The organism is Variovorax sp. WS11 (assembly GCF_010499245.1).
In the GTDB taxonomy this organism is placed as follows: Bacteria; Pseudomonadota; Gammaproteobacteria; order Burkholderiales; family Burkholderiaceae_C; genus Variovorax.
This window is the reverse complement of sequence record NZ_JAAGOW010000005.1, coordinates 735980-751624: the sequence shown is the minus strand read 5'-3', so window position 1 is coordinate 751624 and position 15645 is coordinate 735980. Positions and strand designations below refer to the sequence as shown.

Genomic DNA, 15645 nt, shown 5'->3' with positions numbered 1-15645 from the left:
CATGGAACAGCGCCCTCCCCTCACGCAATCCCACTGGACCGCAGACCCCTCGCAAGCCCTGCTCGAGATCACGCTGGGCGACCTGCTTCGCAGGCTGGCGCGCGAGGTCCCGGAACGCGTGGCCTTCGTGGAGGCACTGGCCGATGCCGGCGCGCGCCGCCGATGGACGTACCGGCAGCTGCTGGAGGACGCGCAGCAGGTCGCCGCCGCCCTGCTGCGCCGCCATCGACCCGGCGACCGCATCGCGGTGTGGGCGCCGAACTGCGCGGAGTGGGTGCTCCTGCAGCATGGGGCGAGCCTCGCGGGCATGGTGCTCGTGACCGTCAACCCCGCCTATGTCGCCGACGAGGTTCGGCACGTGCTGGCGGCATCGGGCGCATCGGCGATCTTCCATGCGGACCGCTATCGCGACTGCGACATGACGGCCGTCGTCGCGCAGCTGCGGCACGCGCTGCCCGAATTGCGCCAGGCCGTGCCTTTCCCGCAATGGGATCGCTTCGTAGCCGACGGCCGGGGCATGCCGAGCGCCTTGCCCGAGGTGCGCCCCGGTGACATGGTGCAGATCCAGTTCACCTCCGGCACCACGGGCAGGCCGAAGGGCGCATGCCTGCACCATCGCGGCATCGTCAACGCGGCGCGCTTTGCGGCACAACGCGCGGGCTTTCCCGATGGCGGCGTGTGGGCCACGGCCATGCCCTTGTTCCATGTGGGCGGGTGCGCCGGCAGCCAGATCGGCGCCATGTCCTCGCGCGGCACCTTCGTGCTGCAGCCCGCCTTCGATGCGGGCGCGATGCTGGAGATCATCGAGAGCGAGAAGGTCGAGCACCTGCACGCGGTGCCGACGATGGTGCTCGCACTGCTGGACCATCCGCAGCGCCCGGCGCGCCAGCTCGGCTCGCTGCGCATGCTCATGAGCGGCGGCTCGCCGGTGCCGGCAGCGCTGGTCGAGCGCGCGCGTCGCGAGCTCGGCTGCCGCTTCACCATCACCTTCGGGCAGACGGAACTCAACGGCGTCGTCAGCCAGACCTCCCCCGACGACACGCTCGAGAGACAGACCGCATCCATCGGCCGTCCGGCTTCGCAGGCCGAGCTCAAGATCGCCGATCCGGACACGGGGGCCGTGCGGCCGCTGGGTGAGGCCGGCGAGGTCTGGGTGCGCGGCTACCAGACCATGCTGGGCTACTTCGACTCGCCCGAAGCCACGGCCGAGACGCTCGTGCCGGACGGCTGGCTTCGCACGGGCGACCTTGCCAGCATGGACGCGCAGGGCTACCTGCGCATCGAAGGCCGGCTGAAGGACTGCATCATCCGCGGCGGCGAGAACATCTATCCGCGCGAGATCGAGAACGTGCTGCTCGCGCATCCCCGCGTGCGCCAGGCCTGCGTGGTCGGCACGGCGGATGCGCGCTGGGGCGAAGTCGTCGCGGCGGTCATCGAGTGCGAAGCCGGGGAGGCGCCGTCCACCCTCGAGCTGCACCACCATTGCCGCCGCCACCTGGCGCCCTACAAGACGCCGGCGCTGTGGTTCTTCGTCGACCGCTATCCGACAACGAGTTCCGGGAAGATCCAGAAGTACGTACTGCGCAAATGGATCGCGCAGAAGCGCCTCGTTCCCGAAGCCTTCGAGAAGCCCGCGGCTCGACGGTCGCAGCTCAGGGTGCAGGACGCCGGCGAGTCTTGCGGGGAGCGGTCAAGTAGGACTTGACCATGCGCACGAGCTCCTGGTTCAACGCTGCGTCTTCCAGCTTCAGAGGGCCAGGATCGTTCAGCACGGCGTGGACCAGCGTGCCCGCCATCGCCTGGTAGGCAAAGAGCACGCGCAACTCGCGCTCCTTGACCGGAAGGTGCTTCAGGTGGGGGGCGAGCTTCGCCACCAGCACCGAGCGATAGCGGTCCCCCGACTGCTTGAACAGCTCCCACATGCCCTCCTTGCTGTGCTGCAAGGAGGCGCGCAGGACGCCCAGGTTGCTCCTGAAGGTGCTGACCGTCAGCTCCACCATTTCCTCGCAGAGGGCGTCCAGGTCTGCGTGGTCGACCTCGTGGCGCTGGGTGAAGCCGGCCAGCGTCTCGCGGGAACGGGCCGTCTGCAGGCGCTGCATGGTGATGAAGAAGGCGTGCTTGCTCTCGAAGCGGCCATAGAAGGCGCCGACCGTGGTCCCGGCGCGCTGGCAGACCATCTCCACCGACAGGTCCTCGAGGGAGCGCGTCATCAGCAGCGCGCGGCCGGCCTCGATCATGGCCAGCGCCGTGCGCAGGCTGCGCGCCTGGCGGGTCGGGATCAGCTCCGGCAGCAGGCCACGGTCGATCCACTCGCGCAAGCGGGCCAGCGCCTCCTCGGAGATGGCCGGGGCAGCGCCTGCATCGCTGTCCGCCTCCGGCGGCGCGTCGTCGGTCAGGGGGTTCATGGCAGCCGACTTTAAGCCCCTCCCGTGGGCCGTAGGTGAAAACGTGAATGGATGGACCATTTACTCTTTCCTTGATGAGAATCAGAATTCTGATTCTATTTTATCGAACCGAAAGAAGGAGCATCCGATGAACCCGTCCCTGGTCGAAGAGAAGCCCGCGGCAGCCGCCGCGCCCGCCGCCCGCCGCCCCGCGCCGGAGCGCGCCGCGGTGAGCGCCGGCCGCTGGTCCGGCCGGCTGCTGTCGCCCGCCCTCGGCCTCGAGCTGGCCGACATCTCGCTCGGCACCCCTTTCAGCGACGCGGAGATCCACGCCCTGCGCCAGTTGCTGGCGCAGCACAAGGTGCTGGTCTTTCGCGACCAGGACCTCACGCCGGCGCAGCACGTGGCCTTCGCGCGCCGCTTCGGCGAGCTCGAGGTGCACCCCATCATCAAGCGCCACCCCGAGCATCCGGAGTTGGTGACCTTCATGCATGACGCCGGCAACGTCGGCGTGGAGAACGTCTTCCATTCCGACACCTCCTTCTACCCGGCCCCGTCGATGGGCTCCATCCTGCGTTGCGTGGAATGCCCGGAGGTGGGCGGCGACACGATCTTCGTCAACATGGTGGCGGCCTACGAGGGCCTGCCGGAAGGCGTCAAGACGAAGATCCGCGAGCTGAGCGCCGTCCACGATGCCTCGGTCGTCTTCGCCAACCGCACGCCGACACCGGAAGGCCGCGGCAAGCTGCGCCGCGAGATCCCGCCGGTCGAGCATCCGGTGGTGCGCACCCATCCCGAAACAGGGGAGAAGATCCTGTTCGTCAACGAGGCCTTCACCACCCATTTCGCCAACTTCCGCCAGGTCAACGACGGCGTGTGGAACCAGGACGCGCCGACCCAGGCCCGCGACCTGTTCGCCTTCCTGGTGCGGCAGGCGCGCACGCCGGAGTACCAGGTGCGCATCCAGTGGCAGCGCAACACGGTCGTGTTCTGGGACAACCGCGCGGTGCAGCACTACGCGATCTCCGACTACTACCCCCATGTGCGCAGCATGATGCGCGCCACCATCATCGGCGACCGTCCATGCTGAGCCTTGAGCAAGACGCGCGCGAGCAGGTCCGCCCCGCATTCCTGGACGGCCGGCCCAAGCGGCTGCTGATCGACGGCCGGTGGGCGGAAGCGCTCTCGGGCCAGCGCTTCCGCACGCTGAACCCCAGCACCGGCCAGCCGCTCGCCGACGTCGCGCAGGCCGGGCCGCAGGACATCGACCTCGCCGTGGCCGCGGCCCGCCGCGCCCTGGAAGGCGACTGGGGGCGCATGAAGCCCTTCGACCGGCAGGCCCGCCTGCTGCGCCTGGCCGACTTGGTCGATCGCCACTTCGACGAGCTCGCCATGCTCGACACGCTGGACATGGGCAGCCCCGTGGCCGGCGCGCCCGCCAAGCGGCGGCGCGCGGTCGCGCTGCTGCGCTACTACGCCGGCCTCGCCACCGCCATTCATGGCCAGACCATCCCCAACTCCCAGCCCGGTCGGATCCATGCCTGCACGGTCAAGGAACCGGTGGGCGTGGTGGCCGCCATCAATCCGTGGAACGGGCCTCTGGGCCTGGCCATCTGGAAGATCGCGCCCGCGCTCGCCGCCGGCTGCACGGTGGTGCTCAAGCCCGCCGAACAGGCGCCCCTGTCGCCGCTGCGGCTGGGCGAGCTGTGCCTGGAAGCGGGCGTGCCGCCCGGCGTGGTGAACGTCGTGCCCGGCCTGGGCGACGCGGGCGCGGCGCTGGCGGCGCATCCCGGCGTGGACAAGGTGGCGTTCACCGGCTCGACCGAGGTCGGCCAGAAGATCATCCGCGCCTCGGCCGGCAACGTGAAGCGGGTGTCGCTGGAGCTCGGCGGCAAGTCGCCCGACATCGTGTTCGCCGATGCCGACCTCGACCTGGCCGTCCCGGGCGCGGCCATGGCCGTGTTCGCCAACTCGGGACAGATCTGCAGCGCGGGCTCGCGGCTCTTCGTGCAGCGAAGCATCCACGACGAGTTTCTCGAACGCATGGCGGCCTATGCCCGCGACCTGAGGGTCGGGGACCCGTGCGATCCTCGCACGCAGCTCGGCCCGCTGGTGTCGCAAGAGCAGTTGGACCGCGTCACGGGCTACCTGGATGCCGGCATCGAGGAAGGCGCCCGGCGCCTGGCCGGTGGCCATCGCAAGCGCGAACCCGAGCTGGCGGCCGGCTACTTCGTCGAGCCCACCGTCTTCGGCGAGGTGCGCGACGACATGCGCATCGCGCGCGAGGAGATCTTCGGTCCCGTCGTCTCGGCCATGCCATTCGACGACGTGGAGGAAGTCATCCGCCGCAGCAATGCCACCCCCTACGGCCTCGGCGCCGGCGTGTGGACGCGCAACCTCGACCAGGCGCTGCAGGTGGGCCACGGACTGCAGGCCGGCTCGGTGTGGGTCAACTGCTACCAGGCCATGGACCCCGCGGTTCCCTTCGGCGGCTACAAGATGAGCGGCTACGGCCGGGAATCGGGCATCGAGCACATGGAGGAGTTTCTCAACACCAAGTCGATCTGGATCAGGACCGCTTGAGACAGGCCCACGCGCCGCACACGACAAAGGAGACCTCCCATGCTGAATCGCCGCCAGGTGCTGGCGAGCGCACCGCTGCTCGCCCTCGCGCACGCCACCGCCGCCCCGCCGCCCTTTCCCACCAAGCCGATCCGGCTGGTCTACAACTTCGCGCCCGGAGGCCCGGGCGACGCGGTCTCGCGCTACCTCGCGCAGCAGATGGCACCGCTGCTGGGGCAGCCGGTGTTCGTGGAGAACCTGACCGGCGGCGCCGGCGCCGTGGGCATCCTCAATGCCGCGCGGGCACCGGCCGATGGTCACACGATCCTCTACACGCCGGTCTCGGGCGTGGTGCAGGTGCCGCTCGTCACCAAGGACGGCAAGTTCGACCCCTTCAAGAGCCTCTCTCCGCTGGCGGGTGTCGGGGTCACGCCGCTGGCCATCGTGGCCCATCCCAGCGTGCCGGCCGACGACGTGCCGAGCTTTCTCGCGTGGGCACGCACGCAGGCCTCGGGTGTCGATGTCGCCGGCGCCGGGCCGATCACGGAAGTCGCCTGCGCCCTGCTCGCGAACGAGGCGAAGCTGAAGCTGGTGTACGTCGGCTACCGCGGAGCGAGCCAAGCCTTGCAGGCCGTGCTCGCAGGCGAGGTCAAGGTGTACTTCATCGTGCCCTCGGCCGCCACCGCGGAGTTCCTGAAGGCGGGAAAGCTCAAGGCGCTCGGCGTCACGACCGCGCAGCCCTCGCCCCTGCTGCCCGGGGTGGGCACGATCGGCAAGCACGTGCCGGGCTATGTGCAGGAGATCACCTTCGCGCTGTGGGCGCCGGCAGGCGTCCCCGCCGAGGCCGCGACCCGGCTGGTCGATGCGCTGAAGAAAGTGCTGGACGAGCCGGAGACCGTCGAGCGTTTCAGTGCGAACGGCCTGAGCCTGCATTTCCGGCCGGCGCACGAGCTCGAGCAGGTCACGCGGCGCGAGGCCGAGAACATCCGCCGGATCCTCGAGACCACGCCCGTGAAGTTCGGCGGCTAGATGGCGCAAGCGAGGTCGGGCAACCATGAACTCGCTTCACAGATGATGTGCCCCCTGCGTTCTGTTCACGGCTGAGCAGGCATCGCACCATTGCGCCAGCCAGGACATGGACACGGAGACAGCGATGGAAGAATTCACCGAACTGCAGGCCTCCCTGCTCGACAGCCTGCAGCGCGTGGTCGACAAGGAGATCGCGCCGCTCGCGCAGGAGATGGACGAGACCGAGACCTTCCCCCGGCACCTGATCTCGGTCTTCGGCGAGCTGGGCCTGATGCAGGCCCGCGTGCCCGAGGAATACGGCGGCCCGGGCCTGGACCTCACCACCACCTGCATGGCCAAGGAACTGGTGGCAAAGGTGTCGATGACGGGCGCGCAGCTCATCAACCAGAACACCATCTCCTTCGTACTGCCCCTGCTGCACTTCGGCACCGAGGAGCAGCGCCGCAAGTGGCTGCCCCTCGTCGCCAGGGGCGGCGTGGTGAGCTCGGTCGCCATGACCGAGCCGCATGCCGGCTCCGACATCGGCGCGATGCGGACTTGCGCCGTTCGCGACGGCGATCACTACGTGGTCAACGGCCAGAAGTGCTTCATCACCATGGCGCCGCTGGCCGACTACATCACCCTCTTCGCCAAGACCGGCGACATCGGCCGGCGCGGCGTGGACAACATCAGCTGCTTCATCGTCGACATGAAGTCGCCCGGCATCACGCTGGGCAAGAGCGAGAAGATGATGGGCCAGCGCGGCACCCCGCATGCCGACATCTACTTCGACCAGGTGCGCGTGCCGGTCGAGAACCGCATGGGCGAGGAAGGCAAGGGCTTCCTGTCCTGCATGCACATCCTCGACCTCAACCGCCCGACCGTCGCCGCCAGCGCCGTGGGCGTGGCGCAGGGCGCCTTCGACATCGCGGTCGCGTATGCGAAGGAGCGCAAGGCCTTCGGCAAGTCCATCGGCGAGTTCCAGGGCATCCAGTTCATGCTGGCCGACATGCACATCCAGATCGAGGCGGCGCGCGCCCTCCTCTACAAATGCACGCGGGCCATCGATGCCGGCCGCACCGAGCGGCTCACCGAGATGGCCTCCATGGTCAAGTGCTTCTGTACCGACACCGCGATGAAGGTCACGACCGACGCGGTCCAGATCCTCGGCGGCCACGGCTACGTGCGCGGCAACCACGTGGAGCGCATGATGCGCGACGCCAAGGTGCTGCAGATCTACGAGGGCACCAACCAGATCCAGCGCATGGTGGTGGCCCGCCGCGCCCTCGGGTTGCGCTGAGCGGGAAGGCGACGCCATGGCCGCCGTCCCGCCCGGAACGCCGGGTGCCCTCACGGGCATCCGCGTGCTCGACTTCAGCTTCGTGATGTCGGGCCCCTACTGCACGCGTCTGATGGCCGATCTGGGCGCCGACGTGATCAAGATCGAGTCCAAGGCCGGCGACCTGACGCGCAGCCGCCCGCCGCTGCGCGAGGGGCGCAGCAGCTACTACGCCTCGCTCAACTGCGGCAAGCGCAGCATCGTGCTGGACCTCAAGAAGCCCGAGGCGATCGGCGTGGTGCGCGGCATGGTCGAGCAGGCCGACGTCGTGGTCGAGAACTTCCGCCCCGGCGTGATGAAGCGCCTCGGGCTGGACTACGAGACCCTCAGCGCGATCAATCCGCGGCTGGTGTACTGCTCGATCTCCGGCTTCGGCCAGGGCGCCACGAACGACGGCAAGGGCGCCTACGCGCCCACGCTGCACGCGATGTCGGGCTTCGACAGCGCGCTGCGCGGCTACCAGGACGATGCGAGCCGTCCGCCCAACACCGGCATCTTCGTGGCCGACGTGCTCGGCGGCGCGCTGGCCTTCGGCGGCATCCAGGCCGCGCTGGTGCAGCGCGCGCGCACCGGGCGCGGCGACCACGTCGACCTGTCGCTGCTGGAGTCGATGATCAGCCTGCTGGTCTGCGAGCTGCAGGAGGCGCAGTTCCCCGAGCAACCGCTGCACTTCGTCTACAAGCCCACGCCGGCGCGCGACGGCCACTTGGTGGTGGCGCCGACCACACAGGAGAACTTCATCGCGCTGTGCAAAGCCACGGGCCATCCCGAGTGGCTGGAGGACCCGCGCTTCGCCACCGGGCGCGGGCGCCAGGTGCACTGGGATGCGTTCCTCGCCGAGCTGGCAGGCTGGGCCGGGCAGCACAGTGCCGAGGAGTGCGAGCGCATCCTGGAGGCGCACCAGGTGCCCTGCTCGCGCTACCTGGGCATCGAGGAGACGATGGCACTGCCGGTGGTGCAGGCGCGCGGGACCCTGTGCGAGGTGGACGACGGCGCCGGCCGCTTCAAGGTCGCCGCGCCCCCCCTTCAGGCTGCGCGACGGCAACGCGGCGCCGCGTGCGCACATTCCCGCGCTCGGCGAGGACGGGCCGGCCGTGCTGCGGGAGCTGTTGAGACTGGCGGCGCCCGAGATCGATCGGCTGCGAAAGGCCGGCGTGCTCGGCGGCTGAGACTTCCGGGTGCGGCATTCGCGCTCGACGCAACCAACGGGCCTCGGCCCGAGGAAACACCACCCATGGACTTCACCCCCGAAGAGCTGGCCTTCCGCGACAGTGTGCGCAAGATGGCCGAAAAGCATGTTGCGCCGATCGCCGCCGAGATCGACGAGAACGACCGCTTCCCCGCCGAGCTGATCCCGATCTACGGCGACATGGGCCTGCTGCAGCTGTGGGTGCCCGAGGCCTATGGCGGCCCGGGCGCCAACCTCACGATGGTCTGCATGGCGCGCGAGGAGATCTCGCGCCACTCGGAGGCCTGCGGCCTGCTGGCCGGCGAGACCACCATGTTCGTGCTGCCGCTGATCCACTTCGGCACCGAGGCGCAGAAGCAGAAGTGGCTGCCCCTGGTCGCCGAGGGCCGCACCCTGACCGCGATCGCGCTGTCCGAGCCCGGCGCCGGCTCCGACGTGAGCGCAATCCGCACCCGCGCCGTGCGCGACGGCGACCACTACGTCGTCAACGGCCAGAAGCAGTGGTGCTCCTTCGGCAGCGTGGCCGACCACATCCTCGTCTTCGCCAAGACCAGCGAGGCCGGCGGCGTCGACAACATCAGCCCCTTCATCGTCGACGTGAAGAACATGCCCGGCGTGAGCTTCGGCAAGAAGGAACGCAAGATGGGCCTGCGCGGCGCGGTGAACGTGCCGGTGTACCTCGACAACGTGCGCGTGCCGGCCGAGAACATGCTGGGCGAGGAAGGCAGGGGCTTTCGCGCCGCGATGCGCGCGCTCGACCTCAACCGCCCGGCGATCGCGGCGGCATCCGTCGGCCTCGCCCAGGGTGCCCTCGATGTCGCCCTCGCCTACGCTCGGGACCGCAAGCAGTTCAAGCGTCCCATCGCCGAGTTCCAGGGCATCCAGTTCATGCTGGCCGACATGGCGATGCAGATCGAGGCTGCGCGCTGCCTGCTCTACGAATGCACCCGCGCCGGCGACCGCGCACAGTGGGACCGCCTGCCGCTGCTGGCGAGCATGGCCAAGTGCTTTGCCAGCGACATGGCGATGAAGGTCACGACCGACGCGGTACAGATCCTCGGCGGCTACGGCTACGTCAAGGACTATCCGGTGGAGCGCATGATGCGCGACGCCAAGCTCAACCAGATCTTCGAGGGCACCAACCAGATCCAGCGGGTGGTGATCGCGCGCGAGCTGCTGCGCAATGCGGCCAGGGCGCACTGAAGGCGATCGTCGGCCATCGCGTCATGAGCCTAAAGACCGGTCCACCCGGCCTTGAACTTGTCGTTGAGGAAGTCGAGAAAGGCGCGCACCCGAAGGCTCAGGTTGCGCTTGCTCGGATACACCACGAAGAGCGGTTCCTCCGCCTCGTGCTGGAAGGCCTCGAGCACCCGCACCAGCCGGCCGGAGGCGAGGTCGGCGCCCACCAGCAGCTCCGACAGGCGCGCGATGCCCATGCCCTCGCCCGCGAAGGAGCGCAGCAGTTCGGCCGAGTTGCTGCCGATGTTGCCCTTGACCTCGATGGCCGCCGCATCGCCGCGCACCTGCATCGGCCAGGTGCTGCGAAAGGACCCGGCCAGGAAGTTCAGGCAGTTGTGGGCGCGCAGGTCCTCGACGGTTCGGGGAACGCCTGCCTTCGCCAGGTACCTGGGCGCCGCGCACAAGGTCCAGCGGGTGGTGGCGATGCGGCGCGCGACCATGGAGGAATCGGGAATGTTCCCGCTCTGGAAGGAGATGTCGATCTGGTTCTCGAACAGGTCGATGGGTGTGCCGGTGAGGATGAACTCCACCCGCATGCCGGGGTGCTTCTCGAGAAACTCCGGCACCAGCGGCGACAGCTGGTGCTGCGCGATCAGCAGCGGGCTGTTGATGCGCAGCACGCCCGAGGCCACCGCGCGGCTTTGCGTCAGGCCGTTCTCGGCCTCCTCCAGCGCATCCATGACACGGTGCGCACTCTCCAGGAACTGCTGGCCCTCGCGCGTGAGCTTGAGCACGCGCGAGGTGCGGTGGAACAGGCGCACCTGCAGGCGATCCTCCAGGCGCTGGATCAGCTTGCTGACGGTGGACGGGTCGCAGTCCAGGCTGCGCGCCGCGGCCGAAAAGCTGGTTTCCTCGGTCACGCGCAGGAAGACATCGAGCTCGCGGATTCGGTCGTTCATTGGCTGAGGATTCACAGTGGGAGATCTCGCAAGCCTAGTGCGTCTTGATCCATGCCATGGGGCCGCAGCATTGCCGAACATTGGTATAAAGGTCCAACTTTTATGCCTTTGAAAGGGGCCACCATGCCCGCCGCCGCCCTCTCCGCCCCGCATCCCGCCGCCGCCCCTCCTTCAAGGCCATCCGCTCGGCCCGCGCCTTCGAGGAAATCGCCCAGCAGATCCGCACCGAGCTGGCCGAGGGCCGGCTCAAGGTCGGCAGCCGCCTGCCCTCGGAGCGTGCGCTGTCGGAGCAATTCGGCGTTTCGCGCAACACCCTGCGCGAGGCGCTGCGCTCGCTGGAGCACGCGGGCCTGATCCGGCTGCAGAAAGGCGCCACCGGCGGCGCCTTCATCAGCGAGCGCAGCGGCGAGGCCATCAGCACCGGGCTGATGGACATGTACCACATGGGTTCGATCCACCCCGAGCAGCTGACCGAGGCGCGCATCTGGCTCGAATCCGTGATGGTGCGCGAGGCCTGCAAGCGCGCCACGCCCGAAGACATCGCCGCCCTCAGCGCCAACATCGAGCAGACCGCGCAGGCGCTGGAGGAAGGCGATTTCGAGGCCCGCGCGCGCCGCAACCTCGACTTCCACCGCCTGCTCGCGCGCGCCACCGGCAATCCGATCATGGTGACGGTGATGGACGGCCTGCTCGACGTGCTGGGCGAGTTCGTGCGCAAGATCGGCAATGTCGACAACGCCTTCGTGCTGCCCTCGCGGCGGCGCTTCATGAAGCACTTCGCGGCGCGCGACGCCGAGGCGGCCGTGGCCGAGATGGAGGCCAGCCTGCGGCGCCTGCAGCGCGGCTACCTGTCGCGCGTGGAGGACCGCGGTGCCGCGCCCGCGGCGCCCAAGCCGAAGCGCAGGAGCGCTGCCGCCGCCGTGCGCTGACGCGCCGCTTCCCTCCCGGGCCGCCGCATCGCCGGCGGCTTTTTTTATTGCGCCTGCCGCGGGCCACCCCGCTTGACAGCACCCGCTTGCGCCACTATCGTCTCAATGGTTGGACCATTTAAAGAAAGACGCAATGCAACCAGGCGAAAGCCCCTCGACCGGCGAGTTGCTCGCCGTCCTGCTCGCGCGCGACATGGCGGATGGCGAGAAGGTGATCATCGGCACCAACTCCGACATCCAGCTCGCGGCCTGCAACCTCGCGCGCCACATGCAGGCGCCGCGCCTGTGGTGGATCTCCGGGCCCGGCGGCATGGTGAACCCCGTGCGCGACCACCTGCTTTCCACCGCCGACTTCGAGAACATCGAGAGCTCGGAGGCGTGGATGGACCTTCCGAACATGATCGATTTCATCGACTGGAAGATCCACTTTTTCGACTTCGCGATCCTCTCGGCGCTGCAGGTCGATCGCTTCGGCAACATCAACACGGTGGCGGTCGGCGACCCCGCCCGGCCCAAGGTGCGCGGGCCCGGCACGGTGGGCATCAGCGCGCTGTGCGGGCTGGCGAAGCGCTTCTACGTCGCGCTCACGCGCCACGACAAGAGCGCCTTCGTGCCGCGGGTGGACTTCCTCTGCGGACCCGGCCACATGGAGGGCGGCGATTCGCGCGAGCGCGCCGGGCTGCCGCCGGGCGGTCCGAAGCTGGTCGTCTCGCCGCTGGGCGTGTTCGACTTCGAGCCGGTGTCCAAGGCGATGCGCGTGCGCTCGGTGCATCCGGGCGTGACGCTGGACCAGGTCCACGCGGCCACCGGCTTCGAGCTGCTGGTCGAGGGCGAGCCGCCCGTCACCCCGATGCCGACGGCCGAGGAGCTGCACCTCCTGCGCACCCGCGTCGACACCCGCGCCACGCTGCGCCGCAAGTTCCCATGACCACCATGCGCTCCACAAGCAAACTGATGTCCGCGGCCGAGGCCGTGGCGACCATTCCCGACGGTGCGACCGTCGGCCTCGGCGGCTGGATCTTCAACGCCCAGCCGATGGCCCTGGTGCGGGCACTCATCCGCAAGGGCGCGCGCGAGCTGTCGCTGATCCCGGCGCCGGGCTCCATCGCGCCGGACATGCTCATCGGCGCCGGCTGCGCGCGCCAGACGGCCTGCGTGTTCATCAGCTTCGAGCAGTTCGGCTTGGCGCCGCATTTCCGCAAGCAGGCGGAGGCCGGCACGCTCAAGGTGGTGGACCTCGACGGCCCCGCCATCGCCGGCGGCCTGCGCGCCGGCATCTGCGACCTGCCCTGGATGCCGGTGCCCGACCTCGGCACTGACTTGCCGAAGCATGCGCCGGAACATTACTGGCCGCTGCCGCACAAGGAAGGCGAGCGCAGGATGCTCGCCGTCGCCGCGATCAAGCCCGACGTGTGCCTGCTGCACGCGCAGCAGGCCGACGAGCACGGCAACGTGCAGTACCTGGCCTCGCCCTTCTTCGACGCCATGCTGGCGCAGGCCAGCCGGCGCGTGATCGTCTCGGTGGACCGCATCGTCTCCAGCGAGACCATCCGCCGGCACAACCACCTGACCAAGCTGCCGAGCGCGATGGTGGACGCGGTGGTGGAAGCGCCCTACGGCGCGCATCCCACGGCATCGCCCACGCTCTACCGCACCGACGAGCGGCACCTGAAGGACTACGTGAAGGCCAGTGCCAGGGACGAGAGCTTCGCCGCCTACCTCGATCGGCACGTGCGCGGCCCGGCCGACCACGCGGCCTACCTCGACACGCTGGGCGCCTCGCGCCTCGCGGGCCTCGCCGTGTCCGAAACCAACCTCGCCGAGTGAGGCAGCACCGATGACGGCCGATACCCGCCCCGGCATCCTCGACGGCGTGCGCGTGCTCGACTTCACCGCCATGATGTCGGGCCCCTACGCCACCCGGCTGATGGCCGACCTCGGCGCCGAGGTGGTCAAGGTCGAGCCGCCCGAGGGCGACCACATCCGCATGCGCCCGCCGCGCCGCCAGGGCCGCAGCACCTACTTCGCACAGCTCAACGCCGGCAAGAAGAGCATCGCGCTGGACCTGAAGAAGCCCGAGGCGATCGCAGCCATCCGCGAGCTGGTCGTGCGCTGCGACGTGGTGGTGGAGAACTACCGCCCCGGCGTGATGAAGCGGCTCGGCCTGGACTACGCGTCGCTCTCGGCCCTGAACCCGAAGCTGGTGTATTGCTCGATCTCCGGCTTCGGCCAGGAGGGCGCCTGGGCCGGCCGCAGCGCCTACGCCCCCGTGCTGCAGGCCGCCAGCGGCTACGACATGGCCAACCTGGACTACCAGGAAGGCGACATCGAGCGGCCGCTCAAGAACGGTATCTTCGTGGCCGACGTGCTCGGCGGCTCGCTGGCCTTCGGGGCGATCCAGGCGGCGCTGTTTCGCGCGGCACGCACCGGCCAGGGCGACCAGGTCGACCTCTCGCTGATGGATGCCATGCTGGGCATGCTGGTCTACGAATGCCAGGAGGCGCAGTTCCCGGCCGAGCGGCGCCGGCCGCTGTACAAGCCCACGCGCGCGAGCGATGGCTTCGTGATCATCGCGCCGGTGAGCCAGAACAACTTCGAGGCGCTGGCGCGCGGCGTCGGCCATCCGGAGTGGATCGGCGACCCGCGCTTTTCCACCGGCACCGAGCGCGAGCACCACTGGTCCGAGCTCATGCAGCTGCTGGACGACTGGGCCGCGCCGCAGACCGCGGCCGACTGCGAGGCCGCCATGCACGCGGCCGGCGTGCCCTGCTCGCGCTACTACACCGTGCGCGAGGCGATGCAACTGCCGCCGCTGGTGGAGCGCGGGGCGCTGCAGACCATCGACGACGGCGCCGGCGCCTTCCAGGTGCCCAACCCCGCCTTCCGGTTCGCGCACACCGCCGCGCATGCGCGCAACCGGGTCGCCGGCCTGGGGGAAGACGGGCCCGCGCTCCTCGCCGACTGGCTGAACTGGAGCGAGCCGCGCATCGCCGCACTGCGCGAGCAGGGCGCGCTGCACGTGAAGGCCTGAGCGCCGGCGCCACGAATTCCAAACCAAGGAGACAAGCGATGACCCCAGGAATCGATGCGCCGCGCCGCAGCCTTCTGGCAACCCTGCTCGGCCTCTGCGCGCTGTGCGCCTGCGCCTTGCCGGAGTTCGCGCACGCGCAGGCCGCGGGCTTTCCGAGCAGGCCGATCACGATCGTGGTCCCCTACCCGCCCGGCGGCACCACCGACGTGCTGGCGCGCACGCTGCAGGAGCCGATGCAGCGCTTCCTGGGCCAGCCGGTGATCGTGGAGAACAAGCCCGGCGCGGCGGCCGTGCTGGGCGCGAAGTTCGTGGCCAACGCACCGGGCGACGGCTACACGCTGCTGTTCCCGAACAACGGGCTGGTGATCTCGCCGCAGATCTCGAAGGAGGCCAACTACGACGCGCTCAAGGACTTCGCCCCGGTCTCGCTGGTGTCGCTTCAGCCGATGATCCTGACGACGAACCCGGTGGTGCCGGCGACCAACGTGCGCGAGCTCATCGCCCATGCGAAGGCCAATCCCGGCAAGCTGGAGTACGCGACCGCCGGGCCGGCCTCTTTCGGCCACCTCGCCACCGAGCTCTTCAGCCAGCAGGCCGGCATCCAGATGGTGCACGTGCCCTACAAGGGCCAGGCGCCGACCACGCAGGCCATCCTCACCGGCGAGTCGAAGGTACTGCTGAGCACCACGTCCTCGCAGATGAATGCCTTCATCAAAGAGGGCAAGGTGCGCATGCTGGGCGTGGCCTCGAAGAAGGCTTCGCCGCTCGCGCCCGGCGCCGCGCCCATTGCCGAGACCCTGCCCGGCTTCGAGGCCGAGGTGTGGTTCGGGCTGGTCGCGCCCAAGGGCACGCCGGCCCCGGTGATCGCGAAGCTCAACGACGCGGTGGTGAAGGCGCTCGCGCTGCCCGAGGTGCAGCAGAAATTCGAGATCGCCGGCGCCGCCGCCACCGGCAGCACGCCTGCGGAGTTCGCGCGCCGCATCGCGGACGAGTACGGCATCTGGACCGCGGTGATCCGCGACGCAAAGATCGAAGGCAAATGACAGCGCACGTCGGCGCCGTGGC

13 protein-coding genes and 1 pseudogene are annotated in these 15645 nt (G+C 69.4%); 12 read left to right on the top strand and 2 right to left on the bottom strand.

Annotation, left to right across the window (positions count from 1 at the left end; translation table 11 throughout):
* Nucleotide 1 precedes the first annotated feature (1 nt).
* Nucleotides 2-1705: an AMP-binding protein gene (locus GXN78_RS38130; protein WP_106555445.1), complete on the top strand. Its 1704-nt coding sequence runs from the start codon at nt 2-4 to the stop codon at nt 1703-1705.
* Here the strand turns inward: GXN78_RS38130 and GXN78_RS38125 are convergent.
* Entirely contained in the window at nt 1653-2405 is a 753-nt protein-coding gene (locus GXN78_RS38125; protein ID WP_164256297.1) for a TetR/AcrR family transcriptional regulator, read from the bottom strand. The two genes, GXN78_RS38130 and GXN78_RS38125, sit on opposite strands and share 53 nt — an antisense overlap.
* A 127-nt stretch (nt 2406-2532) precedes the next feature.
* On the opposite strand from GXN78_RS38125, the gene GXN78_RS38120 reads away from it, so the two are divergent.
* The 5 genes from GXN78_RS38120 (at nt 2533) to GXN78_RS42335 (ending at nt 9685) form a co-directional block, all read left to right on the top strand.
* Nucleotides 2533-3474: a TauD/TfdA family dioxygenase gene (locus tag GXN78_RS38120; protein ID WP_106555443.1), complete on the top strand. Its 942-nt coding sequence runs from the start codon at nt 2533-2535 to the stop codon at nt 3472-3474.
* Nucleotides 3468-4967 carry an aldehyde dehydrogenase family protein gene (locus tag GXN78_RS38115; RefSeq protein WP_106555442.1) on the top strand — a complete coding sequence of 500 codons (1500 nt, stop codon included), beginning with the start codon at nt 3468-3470 and terminating at the stop codon, nt 4965-4967. The genes GXN78_RS38120 and GXN78_RS38115 overlap by 7 nt, the downstream gene beginning before the upstream one ends.
* A 39-nt stretch (nt 4968-5006) precedes the next feature.
* Nucleotides 5007-5975: a tripartite tricarboxylate transporter substrate binding protein gene (locus tag GXN78_RS38110; protein ID WP_106555441.1), complete on the top strand. Its 969-nt coding sequence runs from the start codon at nt 5007-5009 to the stop codon at nt 5973-5975.
* Between the two features lie 124 nt (nt 5976-6099).
* Nucleotides 6100-7254, top strand: coding sequence for an acyl-CoA dehydrogenase family protein (locus GXN78_RS38105; RefSeq protein WP_106555440.1), 1155 nt, complete (start codon nt 6100-6102; stop codon nt 7252-7254).
* A gap of 16 nt (nt 7255-7270) precedes the next feature.
* The gene (locus GXN78_RS42335) at nt 7271-9685 is read left to right on the top strand and encodes a CoA transferase (protein ID WP_219910060.1); all 2415 of its coding nucleotides are present in this window, start codon (nt 7271-7273) and stop codon (nt 9683-9685) included.
* Between the two features lie 29 nt (nt 9686-9714).
* Here GXN78_RS42335 and GXN78_RS38090 read toward each other — a convergent pair whose 3' ends face one another.
* The gene (locus tag GXN78_RS38090; protein ID WP_164256295.1) at nt 9715-10620 is read right to left on the bottom strand and encodes a LysR family transcriptional regulator; all 906 of its coding nucleotides are present in this window, start codon (nt 10618-10620) and stop codon (nt 9715-9717) included.
* Nucleotides 10621-10799: 179 nt separating this feature from the next.
* Between GXN78_RS38090 and GXN78_RS42330 the strand changes: the two are divergent.
* From GXN78_RS42330 to GXN78_RS38065, 6 genes and pseudogenes are all read left to right on the top strand, one after another.
* Nucleotides 10800-10931, top strand: a pseudogene (locus tag GXN78_RS42330) (GntR family transcriptional regulator); the annotation flags it as partial.
* Between the two features lie 117 nt (nt 10932-11048).
* On the top strand, nt 11049-11549 hold the full coding sequence (locus GXN78_RS38085) for an FCD domain-containing protein (protein ID WP_239143074.1): 501 nt from the start codon (nt 11049-11051) through the stop codon (nt 11547-11549).
* A 133-nt stretch (nt 11550-11682) separates the two neighbouring features.
* The gene (locus tag GXN78_RS38080) at nt 11683-12477 is read left to right on the top strand and encodes a CoA-transferase (protein WP_106555436.1); all 795 of its coding nucleotides are present in this window, start codon (nt 11683-11685) and stop codon (nt 12475-12477) included.
* Entirely contained in the window at nt 12474-13376 is a 903-nt protein-coding gene (locus GXN78_RS38075) for a CoA-transferase (protein ID WP_219910059.1), read from the top strand. The genes GXN78_RS38080 and GXN78_RS38075 overlap by 4 nt, the downstream gene beginning before the upstream one ends.
* 10 nt (nt 13377-13386) lie before the next feature.
* Nucleotides 13387-14580 (top strand): CoA transferase, encoded by a 1194-nt coding sequence (locus tag GXN78_RS38070; RefSeq protein ID WP_106555435.1) that lies wholly within the window; start codon nt 13387-13389, stop codon nt 14578-14580.
* A gap of 38 nt (nt 14581-14618) precedes the next feature.
* Nucleotides 14619-15623, top strand: a complete 1005-nt coding sequence (locus GXN78_RS38065; RefSeq protein WP_106555434.1) for a tripartite tricarboxylate transporter substrate binding protein — start codon at nt 14619-14621, stop codon at nt 15621-15623.
* The last annotated feature ends 22 nt before the right edge of the window (nt 15624-15645 follow it).

Excerpts from the sequence above, each read along its gene's own strand:
- GXN78_RS38130 (WP_106555445.1), top strand. The coding sequence starts at position 2 with ATGGAACAGCGCCCTCCCCTCACGCAATCCCACTGGACCGCAGACCCC.
- GXN78_RS38125 (WP_164256297.1), bottom strand. The coding sequence starts at position 2,405 with ATGAACCCCCTGACCGACGACGCGCCGCCGGAGGCGGACAGCGATGCA.
- GXN78_RS38120 (WP_106555443.1), top strand. The coding sequence starts at position 2,533 with ATGAACCCGTCCCTGGTCGAAGAGAAGCCCGCGGCAGCCGCCGCGCCC.
- GXN78_RS38115 (WP_106555442.1), top strand. The coding sequence starts at position 3,468 with ATGCTGAGCCTTGAGCAAGACGCGCGCGAGCAGGTCCGCCCCGCATTC.
- GXN78_RS38110 (WP_106555441.1), top strand. The coding sequence starts at position 5,007 with ATGCTGAATCGCCGCCAGGTGCTGGCGAGCGCACCGCTGCTCGCCCTC.
- GXN78_RS38105 (WP_106555440.1), top strand. The coding sequence starts at position 6,100 with ATGGAAGAATTCACCGAACTGCAGGCCTCCCTGCTCGACAGCCTGCAG.
- GXN78_RS42335 (WP_219910060.1), top strand. The coding sequence starts at position 7,271 with ATGGCCGCCGTCCCGCCCGGAACGCCGGGTGCCCTCACGGGCATCCGC.
- GXN78_RS38090 (WP_164256295.1), bottom strand. The coding sequence starts at position 10,620 with ATGAACGACCGAATCCGCGAGCTCGATGTCTTCCTGCGCGTGACCGAG.
- GXN78_RS38085 (WP_239143074.1), top strand. The coding sequence starts at position 11,049 with ATGGACATGTACCACATGGGTTCGATCCACCCCGAGCAGCTGACCGAG.
- GXN78_RS38080 (WP_106555436.1), top strand. The coding sequence starts at position 11,683 with ATGCAACCAGGCGAAAGCCCCTCGACCGGCGAGTTGCTCGCCGTCCTG.
- GXN78_RS38075 (WP_219910059.1), top strand. The coding sequence starts at position 12,474 with ATGACCACCATGCGCTCCACAAGCAAACTGATGTCCGCGGCCGAGGCC.
- GXN78_RS38070 (WP_106555435.1), top strand. The coding sequence starts at position 13,387 with ATGACGGCCGATACCCGCCCCGGCATCCTCGACGGCGTGCGCGTGCTC.
- GXN78_RS38065 (WP_106555434.1), top strand. The coding sequence starts at position 14,619 with ATGACCCCAGGAATCGATGCGCCGCGCCGCAGCCTTCTGGCAACCCTG.